The organism is Microbacterium sp. NPDC055502, assembly GCF_053643635.1.
Window position 1 is genome coordinate 1,544,265 of the sequence record NZ_JBSHKJ010000001.1, and the last position, 19,479, is coordinate 1,563,743.

General features: G+C 71.0%; 16 protein-coding genes. 10 read left to right on the top strand and 6 right to left on the bottom strand.

Features of this window, described 5'->3' with window-relative positions:
• The first annotated feature begins 36 nt into the window (after positions 1 to 36).
• The 5 genes from lsrF to ACWH95_RS07640 all read left to right on the top strand — a co-directional run bounded on the left by lsrF (position 37) and on the right by ACWH95_RS07640 (position 4,558).
• A complete protein-coding gene (gene lsrF / locus ACWH95_RS07620) occupies positions 37 to 927 on the top strand; it encodes a 3-hydroxy-5-phosphonooxypentane-2,4-dione thiolase (protein WP_378803302.1) in 891 nt (296 codons plus the stop codon).
• Complete coding sequence (locus ACWH95_RS07625; RefSeq protein WP_136033995.1) at positions 924 to 1,286, top strand: cupin domain-containing protein; 363 nt, start codon at positions 924 to 926, stop codon at positions 1,284 to 1,286. The genes lsrF and ACWH95_RS07625 overlap by 4 nt, the downstream gene beginning before the upstream one ends.
• 74 nt (positions 1,287 to 1,360) lie before the next feature.
• Entirely contained in the window at positions 1,361 to 2,686 is a 1,326-nt protein-coding gene (locus ACWH95_RS07630; RefSeq protein ID WP_136033993.1) for an ABC transporter substrate-binding protein, read from the top strand.
• 29 nt (positions 2,687 to 2,715) lie between these two features.
• Entirely contained in the window at positions 2,716 to 3,621 is a 906-nt protein-coding gene (locus ACWH95_RS07635; RefSeq protein ID WP_136033990.1) for a carbohydrate ABC transporter permease, read from the top strand.
• 1 nt (position 3,622) lies between these two features.
• Positions 3,623 to 4,558 (top strand): carbohydrate ABC transporter permease, encoded by a 936-nt coding sequence (locus tag ACWH95_RS07640; protein WP_136036765.1) that lies wholly within the window; start codon positions 3,623 to 3,625, stop codon positions 4,556 to 4,558.
• A gap of 24 nt (positions 4,559 to 4,582) precedes the next feature.
• Here the strand turns inward: ACWH95_RS07640 and ACWH95_RS07645 are convergent, their stop codons facing one another.
• Positions 4,583 to 5,473 (bottom strand): DUF1254 domain-containing protein, encoded by an 891-nt coding sequence (locus ACWH95_RS07645; protein ID WP_240745399.1) that lies wholly within the window; start codon positions 5,471 to 5,473, stop codon positions 4,583 to 4,585.
• A gap of 368 nt (positions 5,474 to 5,841) precedes the next feature.
• Between ACWH95_RS07645 and ACWH95_RS07650 the strand changes: the two genes are divergently transcribed.
• Positions 5,842 to 7,212, top strand: coding sequence for a DUF222 domain-containing protein (locus tag ACWH95_RS07650; RefSeq protein ID WP_454120472.1), 1,371 nt, complete (start codon positions 5,842 to 5,844; stop codon positions 7,210 to 7,212).
• Between the two features lie 47 nt (positions 7,213 to 7,259).
• Here ACWH95_RS07650 and ACWH95_RS07655 read toward each other — a convergent pair whose 3' ends face one another.
• From ACWH95_RS07655 to ACWH95_RS07675, 5 genes are all read right to left on the bottom strand, one after another.
• Positions 7,260 to 7,832, bottom strand: coding sequence for an ECF transporter S component (locus tag ACWH95_RS07655; protein ID WP_136033986.1), 573 nt, complete (start codon positions 7,830 to 7,832; stop codon positions 7,260 to 7,262).
• A 152-nt stretch (positions 7,833 to 7,984) separates the two neighbouring features.
• A complete protein-coding gene (locus ACWH95_RS07660; protein ID WP_454120473.1) occupies positions 7,985 to 8,860 on the bottom strand; it encodes a siderophore-interacting protein in 876 nt (291 codons plus the stop codon).
• A gap of 10 nt (positions 8,861 to 8,870) precedes the next feature.
• A complete protein-coding gene (locus ACWH95_RS07665) occupies positions 8,871 to 9,704 on the bottom strand; it encodes an energy-coupling factor transporter transmembrane component T (protein WP_206251874.1) in 834 nt (277 codons plus the stop codon).
• On the bottom strand, positions 9,701 to 11,500 hold the full coding sequence (locus ACWH95_RS07670; protein ID WP_454120474.1) for an ABC transporter ATP-binding protein: 1,800 nt from the start codon (positions 11,498 to 11,500) through the stop codon (positions 9,701 to 9,703). Before ACWH95_RS07670 ends, ACWH95_RS07665 begins: the two co-directional genes overlap by 4 nt.
• 78 nt (positions 11,501 to 11,578) lie before the next feature.
• Positions 11,579 to 12,124 carry an ECF transporter S component gene (locus ACWH95_RS07675; RefSeq protein WP_454120475.1) on the bottom strand — a complete coding sequence of 182 codons (546 nt, stop codon included), beginning with the start codon at positions 12,122 to 12,124 and terminating at the stop codon, positions 11,579 to 11,581.
• A 189-nt stretch (positions 12,125 to 12,313) separates the two neighbouring features.
• Between ACWH95_RS07675 and ACWH95_RS07680 the strand changes: the two genes are divergently transcribed.
• From ACWH95_RS07680 to ACWH95_RS07695, 4 genes are all read left to right on the top strand, one after another.
• Positions 12,314 to 15,490, top strand: coding sequence for a S8 family peptidase (locus ACWH95_RS07680; RefSeq protein ID WP_454120476.1), 3,177 nt, complete (start codon positions 12,314 to 12,316; stop codon positions 15,488 to 15,490).
• Between the two features lie 223 nt (positions 15,491 to 15,713).
• Complete coding sequence (locus ACWH95_RS07685; protein ID WP_136036760.1) at positions 15,714 to 17,999, top strand: carbon starvation CstA family protein; 2,286 nt, start codon at positions 15,714 to 15,716, stop codon at positions 17,997 to 17,999.
• Between the two features lies 1 nt (position 18,000).
• On the top strand, positions 18,001 to 18,246 hold the full coding sequence (locus ACWH95_RS07690) for a YbdD/YjiX family protein (RefSeq protein WP_205812761.1): 246 nt from the start codon (positions 18,001 to 18,003) through the stop codon (positions 18,244 to 18,246).
• A gap of 32 nt (positions 18,247 to 18,278) precedes the next feature.
• Positions 18,279 to 19,475, top strand: a complete 1,197-nt coding sequence (locus tag ACWH95_RS07695; protein WP_447652689.1) for a sensor histidine kinase — start codon at positions 18,279 to 18,281, stop codon at positions 19,473 to 19,475.
• Positions 19,476 to 19,479 lie beyond the last annotated feature (4 nt).

Sequence of the window (19,479 nt, forward strand, 5' to 3'; positions counted from 1 at the left end):
ACCACGACGACCACCCGACACCGAAGGAGACACCCCATGGCAGACCTCGAAGGCAACGCCTCCGCGAAGCAGTTCCACGCCGACCAGCCCGCCGTCCGCTTCACGCAGAACATCCGGGGAGCGGCGAACCTCGACTGGGGCATGCAGAACCGCCTGTCCCGCATCCTCGACCCGCAGACCGGGCGCACCGTGATGCTCGCGTTCGACCACGGCTACTTCCAGGGACCCACCTCGGGGCTGGAGCGCATCGACCTGAACATCGCGCCGCTGGCCGCGCACGCCGACGCCCTCATGGGCACCCGCGGAGCCCTGCGCACCTCGATCCCGCCGGCGACCAGGGCCGGACTCGTGCTGCGCGCCTCGGGCGGCCCGTCGATCCTCAAGGACCTCTCCGACGAGTACATCGCGATGGCGATGCAGGATGCGGTGCGCCTCCACGCCGACGCCGTGGCCGTGCAGGTGTTCGTCGGCGGCGAGCACGAGAGCCGCAGCATCCGCAACCTCACCACGCTCGTCGACCAGGGCTACGACGCGGGCATCCCGGTGCTCGGCGTGACCGCGGTCGGCAAGGAGCTCGTGCGCGACGCCCGCTACCTCGGTCTCGCGACCCGCATCATCGCGGAGCTCGGCGCCCAGCTCGTGAAGACGTACTACTGCGAGGAGGGCTTCGAGGACGTGGTCGCGGGGTGCCCGGTGCCCGTCATCATGGCCGGAGGCAAGAAGCTGCCCGAGCTGGACGCCCTCACGATGGCCTCGAACGCCGTGCGCGCGGGGGCCGCCGGAGTGGACATGGGCCGCAACATCTTCCAGAGCGCCCACCCCGCGGCCATGATGCAGGCCGTGCGGGCCGTGGTGCACGACGACACCGACCCCGCCGACGCCTACGAGCTGTTCCGCGAGGCCACCGAGACGCGGGTGCTCGCATGAGCGCCGACGTGCTGCGCAGCGCCGAGGCCGCCCTCCGGTTCGGCGACTGGGGCCCCGGCTACCTCGCGCAGGGCGACGACGCGGCGTTCGGCGTGGTCGTGCTGCGGCCCGGCGACGAGTTCGCCAACCACCTCCACGAGCACCACACCGAGTCGTTCGTGGTGATCGAGGGGCGCGCCGAGATCTGGCTCGACCGCGACACCCGTCGCGTCGTCGAGACCGGCGACGTGCTGCGCGCCGCACCGCACGAGGAGCACTTCGTGCGGAACCCGTTCGACGAGACCTTCCGCGCCGTGTTCGTGAAGACCCCCTGGGTCGACGGCGACAAGGTCGACCGCCCCTGGACGCCCGACGCCTGAGCGCCCTGAACCCGCACCACCCTCACCCGAGCACGAACCCCTCACCCGAGAAAGACCATCGAAAGGACAGCACCATGAGTGTGCAACGACGCTCCTCATCCCCCGCGCGGCTGACGCGCCGTGCCCTGCCCGTCATCGCCCTGGCGTCCGTCGCGGGCCTCGTGCTCGCCGGCTGCTCCGGCGACGCGGGGGGCTCCGGCGGCGACGGCGGCGACAAGACCCTCAAGGTCCTCATCGCCGCCCCGCAGGAGGGTGCGGGCAAGATCCTCGAGGAGGACTTCGAGGCCTCCACCGGCGTCGAGGTCGAGGTCGAGGTCGTGCCCTACGACCAGATCCAGACCAAGGCGATCCTCGACGCGCAGTCCGGCACCAACAACTACGACGTCATCCAGTACTGGTACACGTCGGTCGGTGCGCTCGCCGACGCCGGGGCCCTCGCCGACATCACCGACTGGGTGGAGTCCGACGAGGACATCGACTCGGGCGACTTCATCGAGGCGATCTTCGGCCCCTACTCGCAGTACGAGGACGCGACCTACGGGCTGCCGATCGACGGCGACACGCACGTGCTGTTCTACAACAAGGCGATCTTCGAACGGAACGGCGTCGAGGTCCCGACCACGTGGGACGAGTACGTCGAGGTGTCGCAGAAGATCACCGACGCCGAGAAGGCGAACGGCGTGTACGGCAACGCCCTGCTCGGCTCGAAGAGCGCGTTCAACATCGGCTCGACCTTCTTCAACCGCCTCGCCACCATGTCGCCCGACCCGATCGACCCGCAGATGCCGCAGCTCGACACCGAGTACGCGGTGGCCGCGGCACAGTCGATGCTCGATGCCTCCGGTTCGGCGCTGCCCAGCCCGCTGGAGATCGGGTTCGAGCAGGCGCTGCCGCAGTTCCTCTCCGGCTCCGTCGGCATGATCGAGTTCTGGACCGACCTGGGCGTGTTCGCGCAGGACCCGGAGCAGTCGAAGATCGTCGACGGCTGGGGCGTCGCGCCGCTGCCGGTCGGACCCGAGGGCAAGGTCTCCGGAGCGCTGAACGCCGGCTGGGCGATGGGCATCAGCCCGAACGCCAGCGACGAGGACCTCGCGAAGCAGTTCGTCGCGTTCGCCTCGTCGAAGGAGACGAACGAGAAGCTGATCACCACGACCGGTTCCGGTGTCGACCCCACGCGCACCTCCACCCTGGAGAGCCCGGAGTACATCGAGTTCGCGCCGGAGGTGTCGGCCGTCGCCGCCCAGGTGCTGCCCAACGCGCAGTCCTGGCCGACCTCGCCGCAGGCCCCCGAGATGATCCAGTCGCTCAGCGACAACCTCGCGCTCATGCTGCAGGGCAGCCTGACCGCGGAAGAGGCGATGCAGCAGACCTGGGACACCTGGCAGTCCCTGGCCGACTGATCGCCTCGTCGAACCCGAAAGGACAGCTCATGTCGCAACCCGTCACCTCCCGGCGCCGCGCCCGACGCGCGTCGTGGACGGGCCGCGCCCTGCTGGCGCCCGCCATCCTCGCGATCGTGATCATCGCGATCTACCCGCTCGCCTACATCGTCGCCGCGTCGTTCTCCGACTCGTCGCTGGGGCGTCCGTTCGCGGACTGGGTCGGGTTCGACAACTTCGCGGCACTGCTGGGGGACGGGGTCACCCTCCCGTCCCTCGGCAGGTCGCTGCTCTTCGCGATCCCGTCCGCCCTGATCGCCCTCGTCGCCGGTCTCGTGGTGGCCCTGTCACTCGACGCGGCCGTCAAGGGCGGACGGATCATCCGGGTGCTGCTCCTGCTGCCGCTGATGACGCCGCCGGTGATGGCGGGCGTGATCTGGAAGCTCATGCTCGCCCCCACCGGCGGGCTGCTCAACAACATCGGTCAGTCGTTCAGCCCGGGCGCCGAGCCGTTCCTGTTCCTCGGCTCGAGCCCGGCGGCGATGGTCTCGCTGATCGTGGTCGACGCGTGGCAGTGGACGCCCTTCTGCGTGCTGCTCGTGTTCGCCGCGCTGCAGACCCTGCCGACCGAGGTGTACGAGGCCTCGCAGGTCGACGGCGCCGGGGTGTGGCAGACGTTCTGGCGCATCACGTTCCCGCTCGTGCTGCCGAGCCTGGTCACCGTGCTGCTGCTCAAGCTCGTGGTGTCGTTCAAGGTGTTCGACCTGGTGTTCATCATGACCGGCGGCGGACCCGGCTTCGACACCACCGTCAGCAGCTTCGAGATCTACCGCACCGGGTTGCAGACCTTCGACGTGGGGGCTGCCGCCGCGCAGACCATCGCGTTCCTGGTGCTGGTCACCATCGTCATCCTGCCGCTCAACGCCGTCCGGCAGCGCCTGCACAGGGAGAGCTGACATGTCGCTCACACTCCGCACCTCCGACCACGCCTCCGACAGCGCGACCGTCACGCTGGTCGTGCCGGACGCGCGCCGCCGTCGTCGCCGCAGCCGCACCTCGAGCATCTCGCGCCCCGGTCGCCCGTCCGTGCTCGTCACCGTCGTGAAGTGGGTCGTGATCCTCGTCGCGATCGTGCTCGCCCTGCTGCCCGTGCTGTACATGGTGGGCATGTCGTTCAAGAGCCCGGACGACATCCTGTCCACCCGCATCTTGCCCTCGCGTCTCGCGTTCGAGAACTGGGTCGGCGCGTTCGAGAACTGGCCCATCCTCACCTACCTGCGCAACTCCCTCGGTGCCGCGCTCGTGGCGGTGCTGGTGTCGCTCGTCGTCTCGATCCCCGCCAACTACGCCATGGCGCGGCTCCGCGCGGGCGGGAAGCAGACCCTCGGGCTGATCGTCTCCGCCTACGTCGCCCCGCCGATCGTCGCCATCATCCCGCTGTTCGTGCTGGTGCGCACCGCCGGGCTGATGGACTCCGTGATCGGGCTCGGCATCGTGGAGGGCCTGCTGCTCACCCCGGTCGCCGTGTGGCTGCTGGACGGGTTCTTCCGCGCGATCCCGTTCGAGGTCGACGAGGCCGCGCAGATCGACGGCTGCGGACCGCTGCGCACCCTCTGGGCGGTCATCCTCCCGCTCACCGCGCCCGGCATCGTGGCCGTGTCGATCATCGTGTTCATCCTCGCGTACAACGACTTCCTCATCCCGCTGCTGCTCACGCAGAGCATCGACTCGCAGACCCTCCCGGTCGGCATCGCGCTCATGCAGGGCGGCCGCGAGGTGATGTTCGGGCAGATGGCCGCAGCCAGCCTCGCCGGCCTCATCCCGATCTACCTGCTCGCGCTGTTCCTGCAGAAGTGGCTCGTCGGCGGGCTCACCCAGGGGAGTGTGAAGTAGCCCGAGGACGCGGTGGTCCGTCCGTCAGGCGGCGCGGATCGCGGGTGCCTCCCAGGTCGCGAGTTCGGCGAGGCGTGGCCGATAGAGGCGGATGAGGAGGTTCCAGCCGTCGGGGAGGGGGATCTGGTTGGGGGTGTCGCTCGGGAAGTCGCCGAGATGGATGGTGGTCGACCCGTCCGCGTCGGTCTCGGCGAAGACGGAGTTGATGTTGGTCCTGCCGGTCGCGTCCGGCTCGAAGTAGCCGTCGGCGTTGTAGACGCTCACGGACCAGAACGCATCGGCGGGGACCGTGGTGAAGGTCATCGTGTAGCGACCCTGCGGAAGGTTCGGCGTGATGTTGAGGTAGGAGGCTTCGGCGTCGGGGAGTCCGCCCCAGGCGGACGCGGTGGCGATGAGGTGATGGATGGGATCCACCTCCGCTTTGCGGCCGAAGCTTCCGCCCAGGCCGCCGATCGCCCTCCCCAGAGTGAGCAGCGCCTCACGGACCTGTGTGTAGCTTGCGGGGTCGTAGTCGGGATGCGTGAAGGTGCGATCGCCGGCTGTCGTGATGGTGAGCGCGTCCTGCAGGTCGTGCACGGCGTCGAGGTCGGCGGTGTCGGCGGGATTGAACAGGATCCGTGCGGCGACGATGACGTAGTCCGTCTCGAACTCGCTCGTCGTCAGCGTGTAGGTGCCGGGGCGGTGGTAGACGTGGTTGATGTAGTGGTCCTGGTTGATCACCATTACGGAGATGTAGCGATCGCCGACCTCCGGCACGGTGAGGACGGCATCTCCGCCGCTGAGATCGACGACGGCAACCGAGTAGAGGGTGTCCCGGTTCTGCCGGATCACCGGCTGCTGGTCGAGCGGGGCGAGTTCCCGGTCGTGATGGAAGATCCCGATCCCGCCGACCAGAGGCAGTATCCGGTCGATCATCGTATCCGTCTCGACCCGGGTGAAATTGTCCACGTTCACTGCGACCGCCACGGCAGACTCACTCTCGCTCGAAGGGCATGTGTCGTCAGGGTAGCGGGGAGCCGCCCCCGTTCGACAGGGGGATCGACGCGGGCGGCTCGTGTCCTGTCGCCTCCCGTCCGCGGGCTCCGTCCGCACGGCGCTCCGACCCGTACGTCGGAGGCTCCCCCGGGTGCTCGGGCGCTCGGCATCGTGCTGACCGAGCTCGTTCCGTCGGGCACCACCATGCGGGCCATGCAGGTCGTCGGTGGCCCTCACGCCCCCGATATCCCGGTTCTCGATTCGAACAAAGATACGAAACTCGCACCCGTCGACGGTAGAATCGGGGCATGTCCACACTCTCCGGTTTGCACGAGGCGATGTCCCGCCTCGACGCCGCGTGGGGTGGCGCGGGCGATCCGACCGACCTGAACCGCGAGCAGTTGATCGCGGTGAACGACGCGATCGGCGTGCTGCGGAGACGTCTCGACGCGGTGCACGTGTCGGTGGGAGCGGGCATCGCGCGGGAGTCGCGGCCTGAGCTCGGTGCCCGCAGCCTGGCGAAGCAGCAGGGCTATCGGAACCCGGCGAGGCTGATCGCCAGGACGACCGGAGTCTCGACGGGAGAGGCGGCGCGACTGGTGGCGGTGGGCGAGGCCACGGCCCCGCGCGCCGACCTCCTGGGGCAGCGACTGCCGGCGAAGTACCCGTCCGTGCGGGAGGCGTTGGCCGCGGGTGCGCTCGGTGCGCCGGCGGCCGCGCTGATCGTCGCGATGCTCGACCGGTGCCGCGTGGCCGTGGGTGCTGCTCGGGTGGCGGAGGCCGAGCGGGTGCTGGTGGAGCAGGCGGCGGGGTTGTCGGTGGATGAGGTGCGGCGGTTGGTGGTGCGGGCGGAGGCGTGGGTCGATCCGGATGGGGTGGAGCCGCGGGCGGAGGAGCAGCGCTCGCGTCGGTCGTTGACGCTGTTCGAGCGTGACGGGATGGTGCATCTGAACGCGGTGCTGGATGCGGAGACGGCGGCGCCGGTGGTGGCGGCGATCCGGGGGTTCGTGTCGGCAGCGTTCGCGGCGCGTCACGAGGCGCCGGATGCGGGGGCGCCGGATGCGGACCGTCGTACGGTGCCGATGATCCAGGCGGATGCGTTGGCGGCGTTCGCGGGGCACGTGCTCGGGTGTGCGGCGCGGTTGCCGCTGGCCGGGGCGACGGTGGTGGTGCGGGTGGGCCTGGGGGATCTGGAGGCCGGGTCGGGGTCGGCGCAGGTGGACGGGATCGATCAGCCGGTGAGCGTCGGGGCGGTGCGGCGGATGGCGGCGGGCGGCGGGGTGATCCCGTGTGTGCTCGGCGGGGGCAGTGAGGTGTTGGACTGGGGGCGGGAGAAGCGGTTGTTCACCCGGGCGCAGCGGCTGGCGCTGGTGGAGCGGGACGGGGGGTGTGCGATGTGCGGGTTGCCGCCGGAGATGACGAAGGCGCATCACATCCGGTGGTGGTCGCGCGACCGCGGGCCGACGGATCTGTCCAACGGGGTGCTGCTGTGCGAGACGTGTCACCATCGCATCCACGACAACGGGTGGGACATCCACATCGACAGCGGAGAACGCGGCAGTGATGGCGGTGGTAGCGGCGGCGGGATGGCGAGGGTGTGGTTCGTGCCTCCGCAGTACATCGACCCCGCACGCGCACCTCGGCTCGGTGGGCGGGCCCGCTTCGACATCGCCGCCTGACGGGTGGACGGGTGGTGGGGGTGGGCTCGAGTCGCGTCGAGCCGGGGTCAGCGGCTGCGGCCGACTCCGGCGGCGCGCAGGCGATCAGCGATCAGGATGCCGAGGGCGGTGGCGGCGACACAGCTCGCGAGTGTGATCGCGAAGAAGAGCAGCTGCACCGGAAGGGTGAAACCGCCCAGGTCGAACGACGCCCACGCGAGCAGGGGATACACGACCCCCACCACCACGGCCCCGACGTAGTGCAGCCACGTGCCCCAGTAGCGCCACATCACGAACAGGAACGGCAGCTCGGTGAAGGCCGCCCACCACAGGTTCGTCGCCACACTGCCGAAGCCGTACCCGGAGAACGGCACGATCACGAGCCCGGCCAGCAACCCGACCAGCAGACCCACGAGCGGCGCGCGCAGCAGGCGCAGGGCGATCACCGACGGCAGCAGCCACAGGCCGGCGAGAGCGACGCTCACGAACGGCAGCCCCGGGAACAGGATCGTCGACACCCAGTTCGCGGGAGCGAGCAGCAGCCCGCCGGCCACGCCCAGCGCGGCGCACGTCAGCAGCAGCGCCGTCGGGAACCGGAAGCGCCGTCGTCTGCCGGAGACCCCGCCGTGCGGCGCGCTCATGCGAGGGGTACCGAGGTCCGCGGGTTCCGGCGCGTTCGTGTGATCGGGTCCGCCATCCGTAGCTTCCGGCGCGCTCGTGTGATCGGGTGCGCCGTCCGTAGTTTCCGGCGCTTTCGCGTGATCGGGTGGGCCGTCGGCCGTATCCTGAGCGCTCATGCGAGGGGTTCCGACGCGGCCTCGCGGGCCGCCTTCGACGCGGGCGACGCCGCGCCGACCTTCCAGTACCCGCAGAAGCTCACGGCGTTCTTGTCGACCCCGCGCTCGCCCACGAGGAGCCTGCGGGCACCGGAGGCCAGCGACTGCTCCCCGGCCGCATAGGCGTGGAAGGGCGCGCTCGGAAGCTCGCTCCGGCCCAGCGCCTCCAGGGCGAGAGCACCGGGCGCCGCGTCGTGGGGGCGCACGATCCAGACCACGTCGAGCCCCGGAGGGCGCGGGAAGTCCAGGGCGTCGTCCTCGGCCGGCACCTCGACGATCGCGGTACCGGTGGCGTGCGCCGGCAGCGAGGCGGCGATCCCGGCGATCGCGGGCAGTGCGGTCTCATCGCCGACGAGCACCACGCGATCGGTCCCCCGCTGCGGGTTGAACGTGAGGCCCTCGTCGATGATGAGCACGTGCTCGCCGGGCTCGCAGGTCTCCGCCCACCGCGACGCCGGGCCCGCCGTGCCGTCGGCCGCAGAACCGTGCAACACGAAGTCCACGTCGATCTCCGCCCCCGCCTCGGAGGTCGCCGTCCGGAAGGCGCGCACCGTGTAGTTGCGCATCACGGGCCGCTCGCCGTCGGGGATGCGCAGGAACTTGAGGTAGCCGAACATCTTGTTCGCCTTCGCCGGCACCCGGTCGAGGCCGGCCTCGCCGCCGATGGGCAGGAACAGCCGGAACCACTGGTCGTACCCCATCGGGCGGAACCGGTCGATCTCACCGGCGCCGAGCGTCACACGGATCCAGTGCGACGAGAGCCGTTCAGAGCGCAGCACGGTGAGGTGCAGGAGTTCGGTCGTCTCGGGCTTGACCATCTTGCTGAATGCCATGGAGTGCCTTTCAGGAGAGGGGGAGCTGCCAGGGGAAGAAGACGAGGAAGATCGCCGCCGAGGTGAGGAGCATCGCCACGGTGAACACGGTGTCGCGCACGCGGAACGGCACCAGGTGCCGCTCGGTCCGCGTCGGATGCGCGCCGAACGCCCGGGAATCCATCGCCAGGGCCACGCGCTCGGCATGCCGGATGGCCCCGGCGAGCAGCGGCACGATGTACCCCCAGCCTCGGGCGATGCGGGAGAGGGGACCGCGCCCGCCGTGATAGCCGCGCACCCGGTGCGCCGCGCGGATCACCGCCAGCTCGTGCCCGAACCGCGGCACGAAGCGGAAGGCCGCCAGAGCCGTGTACCCGATGCGGTACGGCACCCGCAGCTGCTGCACGCTCGCCCGCACCAGGTCGGAGCCGCTGGTGGTGAGGCCGCCCACCAGCGCCAGCGCGACGATCGCCCCCAACCGCAGGGCCGTGGCCGCACCGATCGTGAGCGCGCCGCTGTACAGCGTCCAGTCGCCCACCGAGAGCAGCGCCGGGGTGCCGTCGACCCGTGCGGCATCGACCCACAGCGAGAACCCGACGGTGACCGCGAGCATCCCCAACGGCAGGCCGAGCAGCAGCAGCGCGAGCAGCCGCCCGGTGACCCTGGCTCCGGACAGGATCAGCACGTACGCGAGCGCGAGGAACGCGGCGGGCGTCGCGAGATCGCGCACGAACACGAGCAGCACCATCGCGGGCGCGAACCCCGCGACCTTCGCGAGCGGGTTGAGCGCATACAAGAACTGGTGCGGCGCCGTCGCGGTGAGACGCGCGTACGGGTCGAACGCGGTGCCGGTGCTGCCGCTCACGACGACGCCTCCTGGTCCGGAGCGGGGGATCGGGGTGCGGGGGCGGATGCGGGGGCGAGTCCGGACGCGGCGGTGCGTGCGGGGGACTCCGTGGCGAGACCCGCGACGGCGAGCACGCGCTGCACGTCGGGGAGGCGCAGGCCCGCGTCGGTGAACACCGCGGGGTCGGCGAACAGCTCCGCGGTCGGCCCGGCGGCGTGCACCCGGCCGTCCGCGAGCACGACCGTGTGCGTGGTGTGCTCGGCGACCAGCGAGAGGTCGTGCGTGACCAGCACGATCGTGGTGCCCTCCGCGCGCAGGGTCCGCAGCAGCGCGAGCAGTTCAGTGGCGCGCGCGCGATCCTGGCCGAACGTGGGCTCGTCGAGGGCGAGCACCCGGGGCCGTGTGATCAGGGCGGTGCCGACCGACAGCCGCCGCTTCTCGCCGCCCGACAGCAGGAACGGGTGCACGTCGGCCTTGTGCGTCAGCCCGAATCGGTCGAGCATCTCGGCGACCCGCGCCGCGATCTCGTCGTCCGTCACGTGCCGCAGCCGCAGGCCGTGGGCGAGCTCGTCGAACACGGTCGCCGCGATGAACTGGTGCTCCGGGTTCTGGAACACGAAGCCGATGCGGGCGGCGAGATCCCGCGGGGAGGCGGTGCCCGGATCGATGCCGTCGACCGACACCTGCCCCTTCGGCGGCGGCACCACACCGGCGAGCGCCTGGATGAGCGTGGTCTTGCCCGCCCCGTTCGCCCCGACGATCGCGGTGAGGCTGCCCGCGGGCAGATCGAGGTCCACCCCGTGCAGGATCTCGGTGCGCCGTCGCTTCACCGTGAGCCCTCGCGTGCGGATGATCGACTCGCCGGGCCGGTTCGCGGCGGCGCCGGATTCGCGGGATTCGCGGGATGCGCCGGATGCACCGGATACGCCGGATACGCCGGATCCACCGGGCACGGCGTCGCGCACAGCGAGCGCCGTCGCGAGCTCGTCCGGGGTCAGCGGCAGCGGATCGAACCGGTGCCCCCGCTCCCGCAGGCGCAGCGCCGCGAGGGTGGCCCCCGGCAGCCACACGCCCATCGCGAGCAGCTCGTCCGCGTGCGCCCTGATCGTCTCCGCGGCCGGTCCGTCGAACGCGACCCGCCCCTCCCCGTCGAGCACGATCGTGCGGGTCACGAAGGCCATCGCGGCGTCGAGGTTGTGCTCCACGAGCAGGATCGCGCGATCGCCAGCGGCCACCACCTCCGCGAGCGCGGCGTACACGTCGTCGATGCCCTGCGGATCGAGGTTCGCGGTGGGCTCGTCCAGCACGATCAGCGGCGACCCCATCGCGAGGGCGCAGGCGATCGCGAGCCGCTGCCGCCCGCCGCCGGACAGGTGGTCGGGGTTGTCGTCGCGGCGGTCCCACAGGCCCACGCGCCGCAGCGACTCCGCGACGCGCTCCCGCACCACCTCGACGGGGAGCAGCAGGTTCTCCGGACCGAACGCCACCTCGTCGTACACGGTGCCCGTGACGATCTGCGCGTCCGGGTCCTGGAACACCATGGCCACGTGCGTGCTGAGCGTCGCGGTCGCGGTGTCCGCGGTGTCGAGCCCGCCCGCCTCGACCGTGCCGGTCATGGTCGCCGGGAGGGCGTGCGGGATGAGGCCGTTGAGCGCCAGGGTGAGCGTGGACTTCCCGGAGCCGGACGGACCGAGCAGCAGCACGACCTCGCCGGGCCGGATGTCGAACGACACATCGCGCGGGGAGGGGTGCGCGGCACCGGCGTGGGTGAGCGAGAGCTCGCGCACGCGGAGGAGGGGCGCGGATGGGCGCACGGCAGGTCCCGGGCTCGACGGAGGGTGTGCCTCTAACTTAGCTGAGCCTTACCTGTGTTATCCAGCGAGGCTCCGGGGCTAGCGGCGGGCGACCCCGGCCCGGCGCAGCGACGTGCCGACCGCGAGGCCGATCGCGGTCCAGGCGATCGGGCCGAGCACCGAGATCGCGAGGTAGAGGATCTGCGCCCACACCGGCATCACCGACAGGTGGGCGGCGAAGAACACCACGACCGCGACGATCACGCCGATGATCGCGGCCGAGACGAAGAAGCGCCAGGCGCCCCAGGAGCGGTACCGCGTGAGCGCGGCGACCCCCTCCTGGATGAGCCCGAACAGCAGCGCGGTGCCGATGAAACGCAGCGCCCACGCCGGATTGAACGCGCTCGCGATGAGCGCCGCGAACACGTGCGTGATGAGCGCGACGAGCGGCAGCCGCAGCACCTCCTGCGCGATGATGCCCGGCAGCACGTGCGACCCGAGCACGAGCCCGTAGAGGAACAGCAGCGGGCTCGCCAGCAGCACCGGCGTGACCCACCCGGCGATCCCGCCGAGGAGGCCCGTCGCGACACCGATCGCGGCGCAGACGAGCAGCACGCGGGTCGTGAGGACGGGGGGTCGGGCCACCCCTCCAGCCTACCGGCGACCTTCGCCCGACCCGGCCGTCGCGCACCCTGGCCGATCGGCACGACCGGGGATGACCATCGTTCAGTTCTCGATCCGGCGCCGAGGAGCGGGGTTATCGTGATCCGCGGTGCGGCAACGACGCCGCACCGTGATCATCGGGAGCGAGATATGGGTCGAACACCCCTCCGGATGGCAGCGGCCGCCACCCTGGCCACGCTGTTCATCGCATCGACGGCAACCGCCGGCCACGCAGCGACCGGGGAGGTGACACACCCCGTTCCGGTCGCGGGAACCCCCGGGCACTACATCGTGGTCATGAAGGCCGATCCCCTCGCCAGCTACGAGGGCGACGTCAAGGGACTCAAGGCGACGAAGCCGGCCGAGGGCGAACAGCTCGAGACGCAGTCGCAGGACGCGCAGCGCTACGTGAAGCACCTCGAGTCCGAGCAGTCCACCCTCATCAACGATGTCGGCGTGACGCCGGACACGACGTACCAGGTCGTGCTCAACGGGTTCAGCGCCGACCTCACGGGCGAGCAGGTGGATCAGCTCCGGGCCTCGAAGGACGTTCTCGGGGTGTTCCCCGACGAGATCCGTCACCCCGACGCGCTGACCTCCACCGACTACCTCGGCCTCGGCGACGACCGCAAGGGCCGCGGCGGGGTGTGGCAGCAGACCGGCGGCGTGAAGAAGGCCGGAGAGGGCGTCGTCGTGGGTGTGATCGACACCGGCATCGCCCCGGAGCACCCGTCGTTCGAGGGCAAGAAGCTCAAGCAGCAGAAGAAGCAGAACGCCCGGCACAAGGGCCAGCAGCCCTACACCGACGGCACCTACGTGTACTTCGACAAGTCCGACGGCGGGCAGTTCCGCGGCGCGATGGTCGAGGGCCAGGACTGGGACACGAGCGACTACTCGACCAAGCTCATCGGCGGGCAGTACTTCTTCGCGGGAGCCCAGGCCGCCGGCTTCGACTTCCGGTACGACTACCTCTCGCCGCGGGACGGCGACGGCCACGGCTCGCACACGGCGAGCACGGCGGCGGGTGAGTTCGGGGTGGAGGCCGCGATCGAGGGCGTCGACTTCGGGACGATCTCCGGCGTCGCGCCCGGCGCGAAGGTCGCCGCATACAAGGCCTGCTACGTCGGGCCCGACACGACAGTGACCACGGACGACATCTGCGCGCTGAGCGACCTCGTCGCCGCGATCGACCAGGCCGTCGCCGACGGCGTCGACGTGATCAACTACTCGATCGGCGGCGGTGCGGCGAGCACCGTGATGGCACCAGAGGACCTGGCGTTCCTCAACGCGGCGGCCGCCGGTGTGTTCGTCGCGACCAGTGCCGGCAACGACGGTCCCGACCCGGTCACGGCCGACCACGCGTCGCCGTGGTACACCACGGTCGCGGCCTCCACCATCCCCACGTGGGAGGGCACCGTGCAGTTCGACGGCTTCGCGCAGGCCGGCGCCTCGGTGAGCGTGCCGTTCGGTGAGAGCGTCTCCGGGCCCTCCATCGCGGCACAGGATGCCGCGGCACCCGGAGCGGTGGACGCGACGCTGTGCCTGCCCGGCACCCTCGACCCGGCGAAGGTCGCCGGACACATCGTGGTCTGCGACCGCGGCGGCAACGCGCGCGCCGAGAAGTCGCAGGTGGTGAAGGACGCGGGTGGCATCGGCATGGTCCTGGTGAACGTGCCCGGCGGTGCCGACTCGCTCGACAACGACTTCCACGCCGTGCCGACCGTGCACCTGAACGCCGTGCACCGCGACGCGGTCCTCGCGTATGTGCGGGGCGGAGTCGACCGTCCGATCACCCTCGTCGGCGAGAACACCACCGGCGTGACCACGCCGACCCCGCAGATCGCGGGCTTCTCCAGCCGCGGGCCGGTCCTGGCCGACGGCAACGACGTGCTCAAGCCCGACGTCGCCGCTCCCGGCGTCGCCATCCTCGCTGCCACGCACAACGCGCCGGGCGAGCAGCCGACGTTCGGCATCCTCTCCGGCACGTCGATGGCCTCCCCGCACATCGCGGGCCTCGGTGCGCTGTACCTGGGCGAGCATCCGCGGGCGACGCCGGCGGAGATCCGTTCGGCGATGATGACCACCGCCTCCGACACCGTGCTCCCCGACGGCTCGAAGAACACCGACCCGTTCGAGCAGGGCGCGGGGCAGGTCGACGCGCGGCGATACCTGAACCCGGGTCTGCTGTACCTCAACGGGTTCCGGGACTGGGCGGCCTTCCTCGACGGGAAGGGGCTGTCGGACTTCCCCGGCATCGAGCCCATCGACGGCAGCGACCTGAACCAGGCGTCGATCTCGATCGGGTCGCTGGCCAGCGCGCAGACCGTCACCCGCACGGTCACCTCGACGGAGAAGGGCGTGTTCACCGCGAAGGCCTCCGTGCCGGGAGTGAACGTCACCGTCACGCCGTCTCAGCTCACGTTCGACAAGCCGGGGCAGTCGAAGACCTTCACGGTCACGTTCGACAGCACCAGCGCCCCGGTCGAGCAGTGGGCCACCGGTTCGCTCACCTGGACGAGCGCGAAGAACACGGTGCGCTCGCCGATCGCGGTGTATCCGGTCACGGCGGATGCTCCGGGAGAGGTCACCGGCAGTGGCGTCGACGGGAGCACGACGGTCGACATCATCCCCGGCCTCGACGGCGATCTGGCACTGAACCTCTCGGGCCTCACCCCGTTCCAGCTCCTCACCGATCCGGACAACCCGGTCGAGGGGCACTCCGGGAACGAGAACTCGGGCGACGCGAATAAGGACGTGGCGTGGATCGTCGACGTGCCGGAGGGCGGCACGCTCTCGCGGTTCGACCTCGACTCCTCCGACGACGAGGGCAGTGATCTCGACCTCACCGTCTACCGGGTGGTCGCGCCGGACGACCTGCGCTACTACGAGCGCTGGCAGTCGGCGACGGGCTCGGCCGACGAGCAGGTCACGGTGCCCACGCCGACCGCCGGCACCTACCTCGTGGTGGCGAACGTGTATGCGACGACCGGACCGATGACGTGGGACATGACCTACGCCACGGTGCTCCCCGGTGACCAGGGCGCGTTCACGGCGACGCCGAACCCCATCGCCGCCGTGCGCGGGGAGAAGACGAGCTATGAGCTGAGCTGGACCGGCCTGACCGCCGGCACCCGCTACCTCGGTCTCGTCCAGTACGGCGACTCCGCCGTGCGCACGGTGGTGACCGTCACCACCCCGGCCGACGTCGCCCCGGCACCGGCTCCGACCCCGGAGCCGACGCCGACCCCGGAGCCGACCCCGGACCCCACTCCGACGCCGGATCCCACCCCGACGCCGGACCCGGAGCCGACGCCGACCCCGCCCCCGGCGACCGACGCTCCCGGGTGAGCGGGGGAGCGCCGGACACGGACGCGTGACACACGGCCGCACGACGGACACCCGTCGTGCGGCCGTGCCGTCGTTGCGGCCCATCGCCCGCCGGGGTACCGCGGGCGTCCGTTCATCGCGTGATCGACACCGCTCGTCGCACCGTCCGCCGATCGGCGCGCGACCGCGGGGCGGGCTTCCTAGCGTGGGAAGACGCAATGATGCGTCCACCGAGGAGAACCCCATGACCGCACCTTCGTCGCGCCGCCGCGACGGCGCCGGGCTCGTCGACGACGAACCCGTCATCGAGACCGACCCGACCCTCCCACCCGTCGCCCTCTCCGCCGAGCACGAGGCGAAGAGCCGCCGCTGGACCCTGCCGAAGATCCTGCTCTGGACGGCGATCGCCCTGCTCGGCGGCGTCGCCTGGGTGATGCTCGCCATCGTCCGCGGCGAGACCGTGAACGCGATCTGGTTCGTGTTCGCCGCCGTCTGCACCTACCTGATCGGCTACCGCTTCTACTCCAAGGTCATCGAGCGGTACATCACCCGCCCCGACGACCGCCGTGCGACCCCGGCCGAGGTCAAGCAGGACGGCAAGGACTACGTCCCCACCGACCGCCGCGTGCTGTACGGCCACCACTTCGCCGCGATCGCCGGCGCCGGTCCGCTCGTGGGCCCCGTGCTCGCGGCGCAGATGGGCTACCTCCCCGGCACCATCTGGATCATCGTGGGCGTCGTGCTCGCGGGCGCCGTGCAGGACTACACGGTGCTCTTCTTCTCCATGCGCCGTGGCGGTCGCACGATCGGCCAGATGGCGCGGCAGGAGCTCGGCAAGATCGGCGGCACCGCGGCGATCATCGCGTCGCTGCTCATCATGCTGATCATCGTCGCGATCCTCGCGCTCGTCGTCGTCAACGCCCTCGGGGAGAGCCCGTGGGGCGTCTTCTCCGTCGCGATGACCATCCCGATCGCGCTGTTCATGGGCGTGTACCTGCGCTACCTGCGCCCCGGCAAGGTGACCGAGGTGTCGATCATCGGCTTCGTGCTGCTCATGTTCGCGATCATCGGCGGCGGCTGGGTCGCCGGCACCGAGTGGGGGCAGGCGATCTTCCACCTCGACCGCACCACGATCGCGTGGGGCATCATCGTCTACGGCTTCATCGCCGCGGTGCTGCCGGTGTGGCTGCTGCTCGCGCCGCGCGACTACCTCTCCACGTTCATGAAGATCGGCGTGATCGTGATGCTCGCCGGCGCCATCGTGCTGGTGCGCCCCGAGATCTCGGTCCCCGCGATCAGCGTGTTCGGTGAGAACGGCATGGGCCCGGTGTTCGCAGGTCCGCTCTTCCCGTTCCTGTTCGTGACGATCGCGTGCGGAGCCCTGTCCGGCTTCCATGCGCTGATCGCCTCCGGCACCACGCCCAAGCTCGTGGAGAAGGAGCGGCAGACGCGCTTCATCGGCTACGGCGGCATGCTCATGGAGTCGTTCGTCGCGATCATGGCCCTCGTCGCCGCGATCTCCATCGACCAGGGCATCTACTTCGCCATGAACGCGCCATCCGCGGCGACCGGCGGCACGGTCGAGGGCGCTGTCGCGTTCGTGAACTCGCTCGGGCTGACGGGCGTGAACCTCACCCCCGACATGCTCACCGGCACGGCCGCCGCGGTCGGCGAGGAGTCGATCGTGTCCCGCACCGGTGGCGCGCCGACGCTCGCGCTGGGCCTCGCGCACATCATGCAGCAGGCCCTCGGCGGTCAGGCGCTCATGGCGTTCTGGTACCACTTCGCGATCATGTTCGAGGCGCTGTTCATCCTCACCGCGGTCGACGCCGGCACCCGCGTGGCCCGGTTCATGCTGCAGGACTCGATCGGCGCCTGGTTCCCGAAGTTCCGTGACGTGTCGTGGCGCCCCGGGGTGTGGATCTGCACCGCGATCATGGTCGCCGGCTGGGGAGCGATCCTCATCCTCGGCGTGACCGACCCGCTCGGCGGCATCAACACGTTCTTCCCGCTGTTCGGCATCGCCAATCAGCTGCTCGCCGCGATCGCGCTCGCCGTGGTGCTCGCGATCGTCGCCAAGCGCGGCCGCAGCTACTTCCGGTGGCTGTGGATCATCGCGCTGCCGCTCGCGTTCACCGCGGTCGTCACCATCACGGCCTCGCTCTACAAGATCTTCTCGCCGGTCCCGGCGATCGGATACTGGGCGAACCACTTCCGCTACCGGGAGGCGCTGAGCTCGGGAGACACCGCGCTCGGAGAGCCGCAGGTGCTGGAGGCGGTGATCCGCAACACCGCGGTGCAGGGCACGCTGTCGATCATCTTCGTGGTGCTCGCGATCGTCGTGATCGTCATGGCCGTGATCGCGACCGTGAAGGCCATCCGCCACGGCGGCGGAGAGAACACCGAGGACGCCCCCGTGGCCTCCCGGCGCTTCGCCCCCGCGGGCTTCCTCCCCGACGCGGAGGAGCGCGAGCTGGAGAAGCAGTGGGAGCCGATCCTCGCCGAGGAGCGCGCGGCCGCGCGGCACTGAGATGACCGACACCGTGCATCGGACGGATGCCGCGACCACCCCGCTGCGGGCGCTGTGGAGCGCCCTCGGCCGGGCCGGGCGCGGCATCCGCTGGTACATGACGACGCTGATGGGCGACACCGCGTACGCGACCTATGTCGCCCATCACCGCCGTCACCACCCCGACGAGGAACCATTGACCGAGAGGCAGTTCTGGCGGCAGCGCATGGACGACCAGGACCGCAACCCCGGTGCCCGCTGCTGCTGACGCCCTTCGTCTCGCGTCCCTAGGCTGAACGAATGAACGACGTCGTCCTCGCCGCGGTGCTGGGGGTGCTCGGCGGCATCGCGCTCACCGTGCTGCTGCTGCTCGCCCGCCGGTTCGCGCGGGGTGCCACCGACCTCGGCAGTGACGCCGAGCAGGGGGCCCTGCGGGCGCTGCACCAGGCGAGCCTCGCCGCCCCGCACCTGCGCGGCGGGCTCGCCGGGCCCGATGCGGTGAAGGCGGCGCGGCACCTGCGGGTGCTGCTGGGCAGCGCCGCGGTCGCGATCGTGGGCACCGACGGCGGCGAGGAGTCTGGCGTCGTGTCCTTCGACGGCGCCTCGGACGGCTTGGAGTCGGCCGCGCGCCGCATCGCCGAGCGGGTGCGGGCGAGCGGCCGGCGGCAGGTGTTCCCCGCCCCGGCGAAGACCGACGACCTGGAGGCGGTGGGCGCCCCGATCGTCGTGGACGGGCGAACGATCGGCGTGATCGTGGCCTTCGCGTCGCCCGTGCGCGCGGCGCTCGTGCGCGCCGCCGAGGAGGTCGCCGACTGGTGCGCCGCGCAGGTCGAGCTCGGCGGGCTCGACGCCTCCCGCGCGCAGCTGGCCGAGGCGGAGCTGCGGTCGCTGCGGGCGCAGATCTCCCCGCACTTCATCTACAACGCCCTCACCGCGATCGCCTCGTTCATCACGACCGACCCCGACCGCGCGCGCGACCTCGTGCTGGAGTTCGCCGACTTCACGCGCTACTCCTTCCGCCGCCAGGGGGAGTTCACGACCCTCGCGGAGGAGCTCGGCAGCATCCACTCGTACCTGGAGCTCGAGCGGGCCCGCTTCGGCGACCGGCTGCGGGTCACGCTGCAGATCGCGCCGGAGACCCTCGCCACGGTCATCCCGTTCCTGTCGGTGCAGCCCCTCGTGGAGAACGCGGTGCGGCACGGGCTCGAGCCGGGGGAGGGCGGCGGCGAGATCCGCCTCACCTCGCGCGACGACGGCACCCACACCGAGATCCTCGTGGAGGACGACGGCGTCGGCATGGACCCCGACGGGCTGCGGTCGCTGCTCACGGCGCGCGAGGACGGCTCCCACGTGGGGCTGCGCAACGTCGACACGCGCCTGCGACAGCTGTACGGCAGCAGCGGCGGACTGGTCGTGGAGACCAACACGGGCGCGGGTACCCTGGTGCGCATGCGAGTCCCGAAATCGCAGCCCCTGCACGACCCGGACGACGACTGAGGAG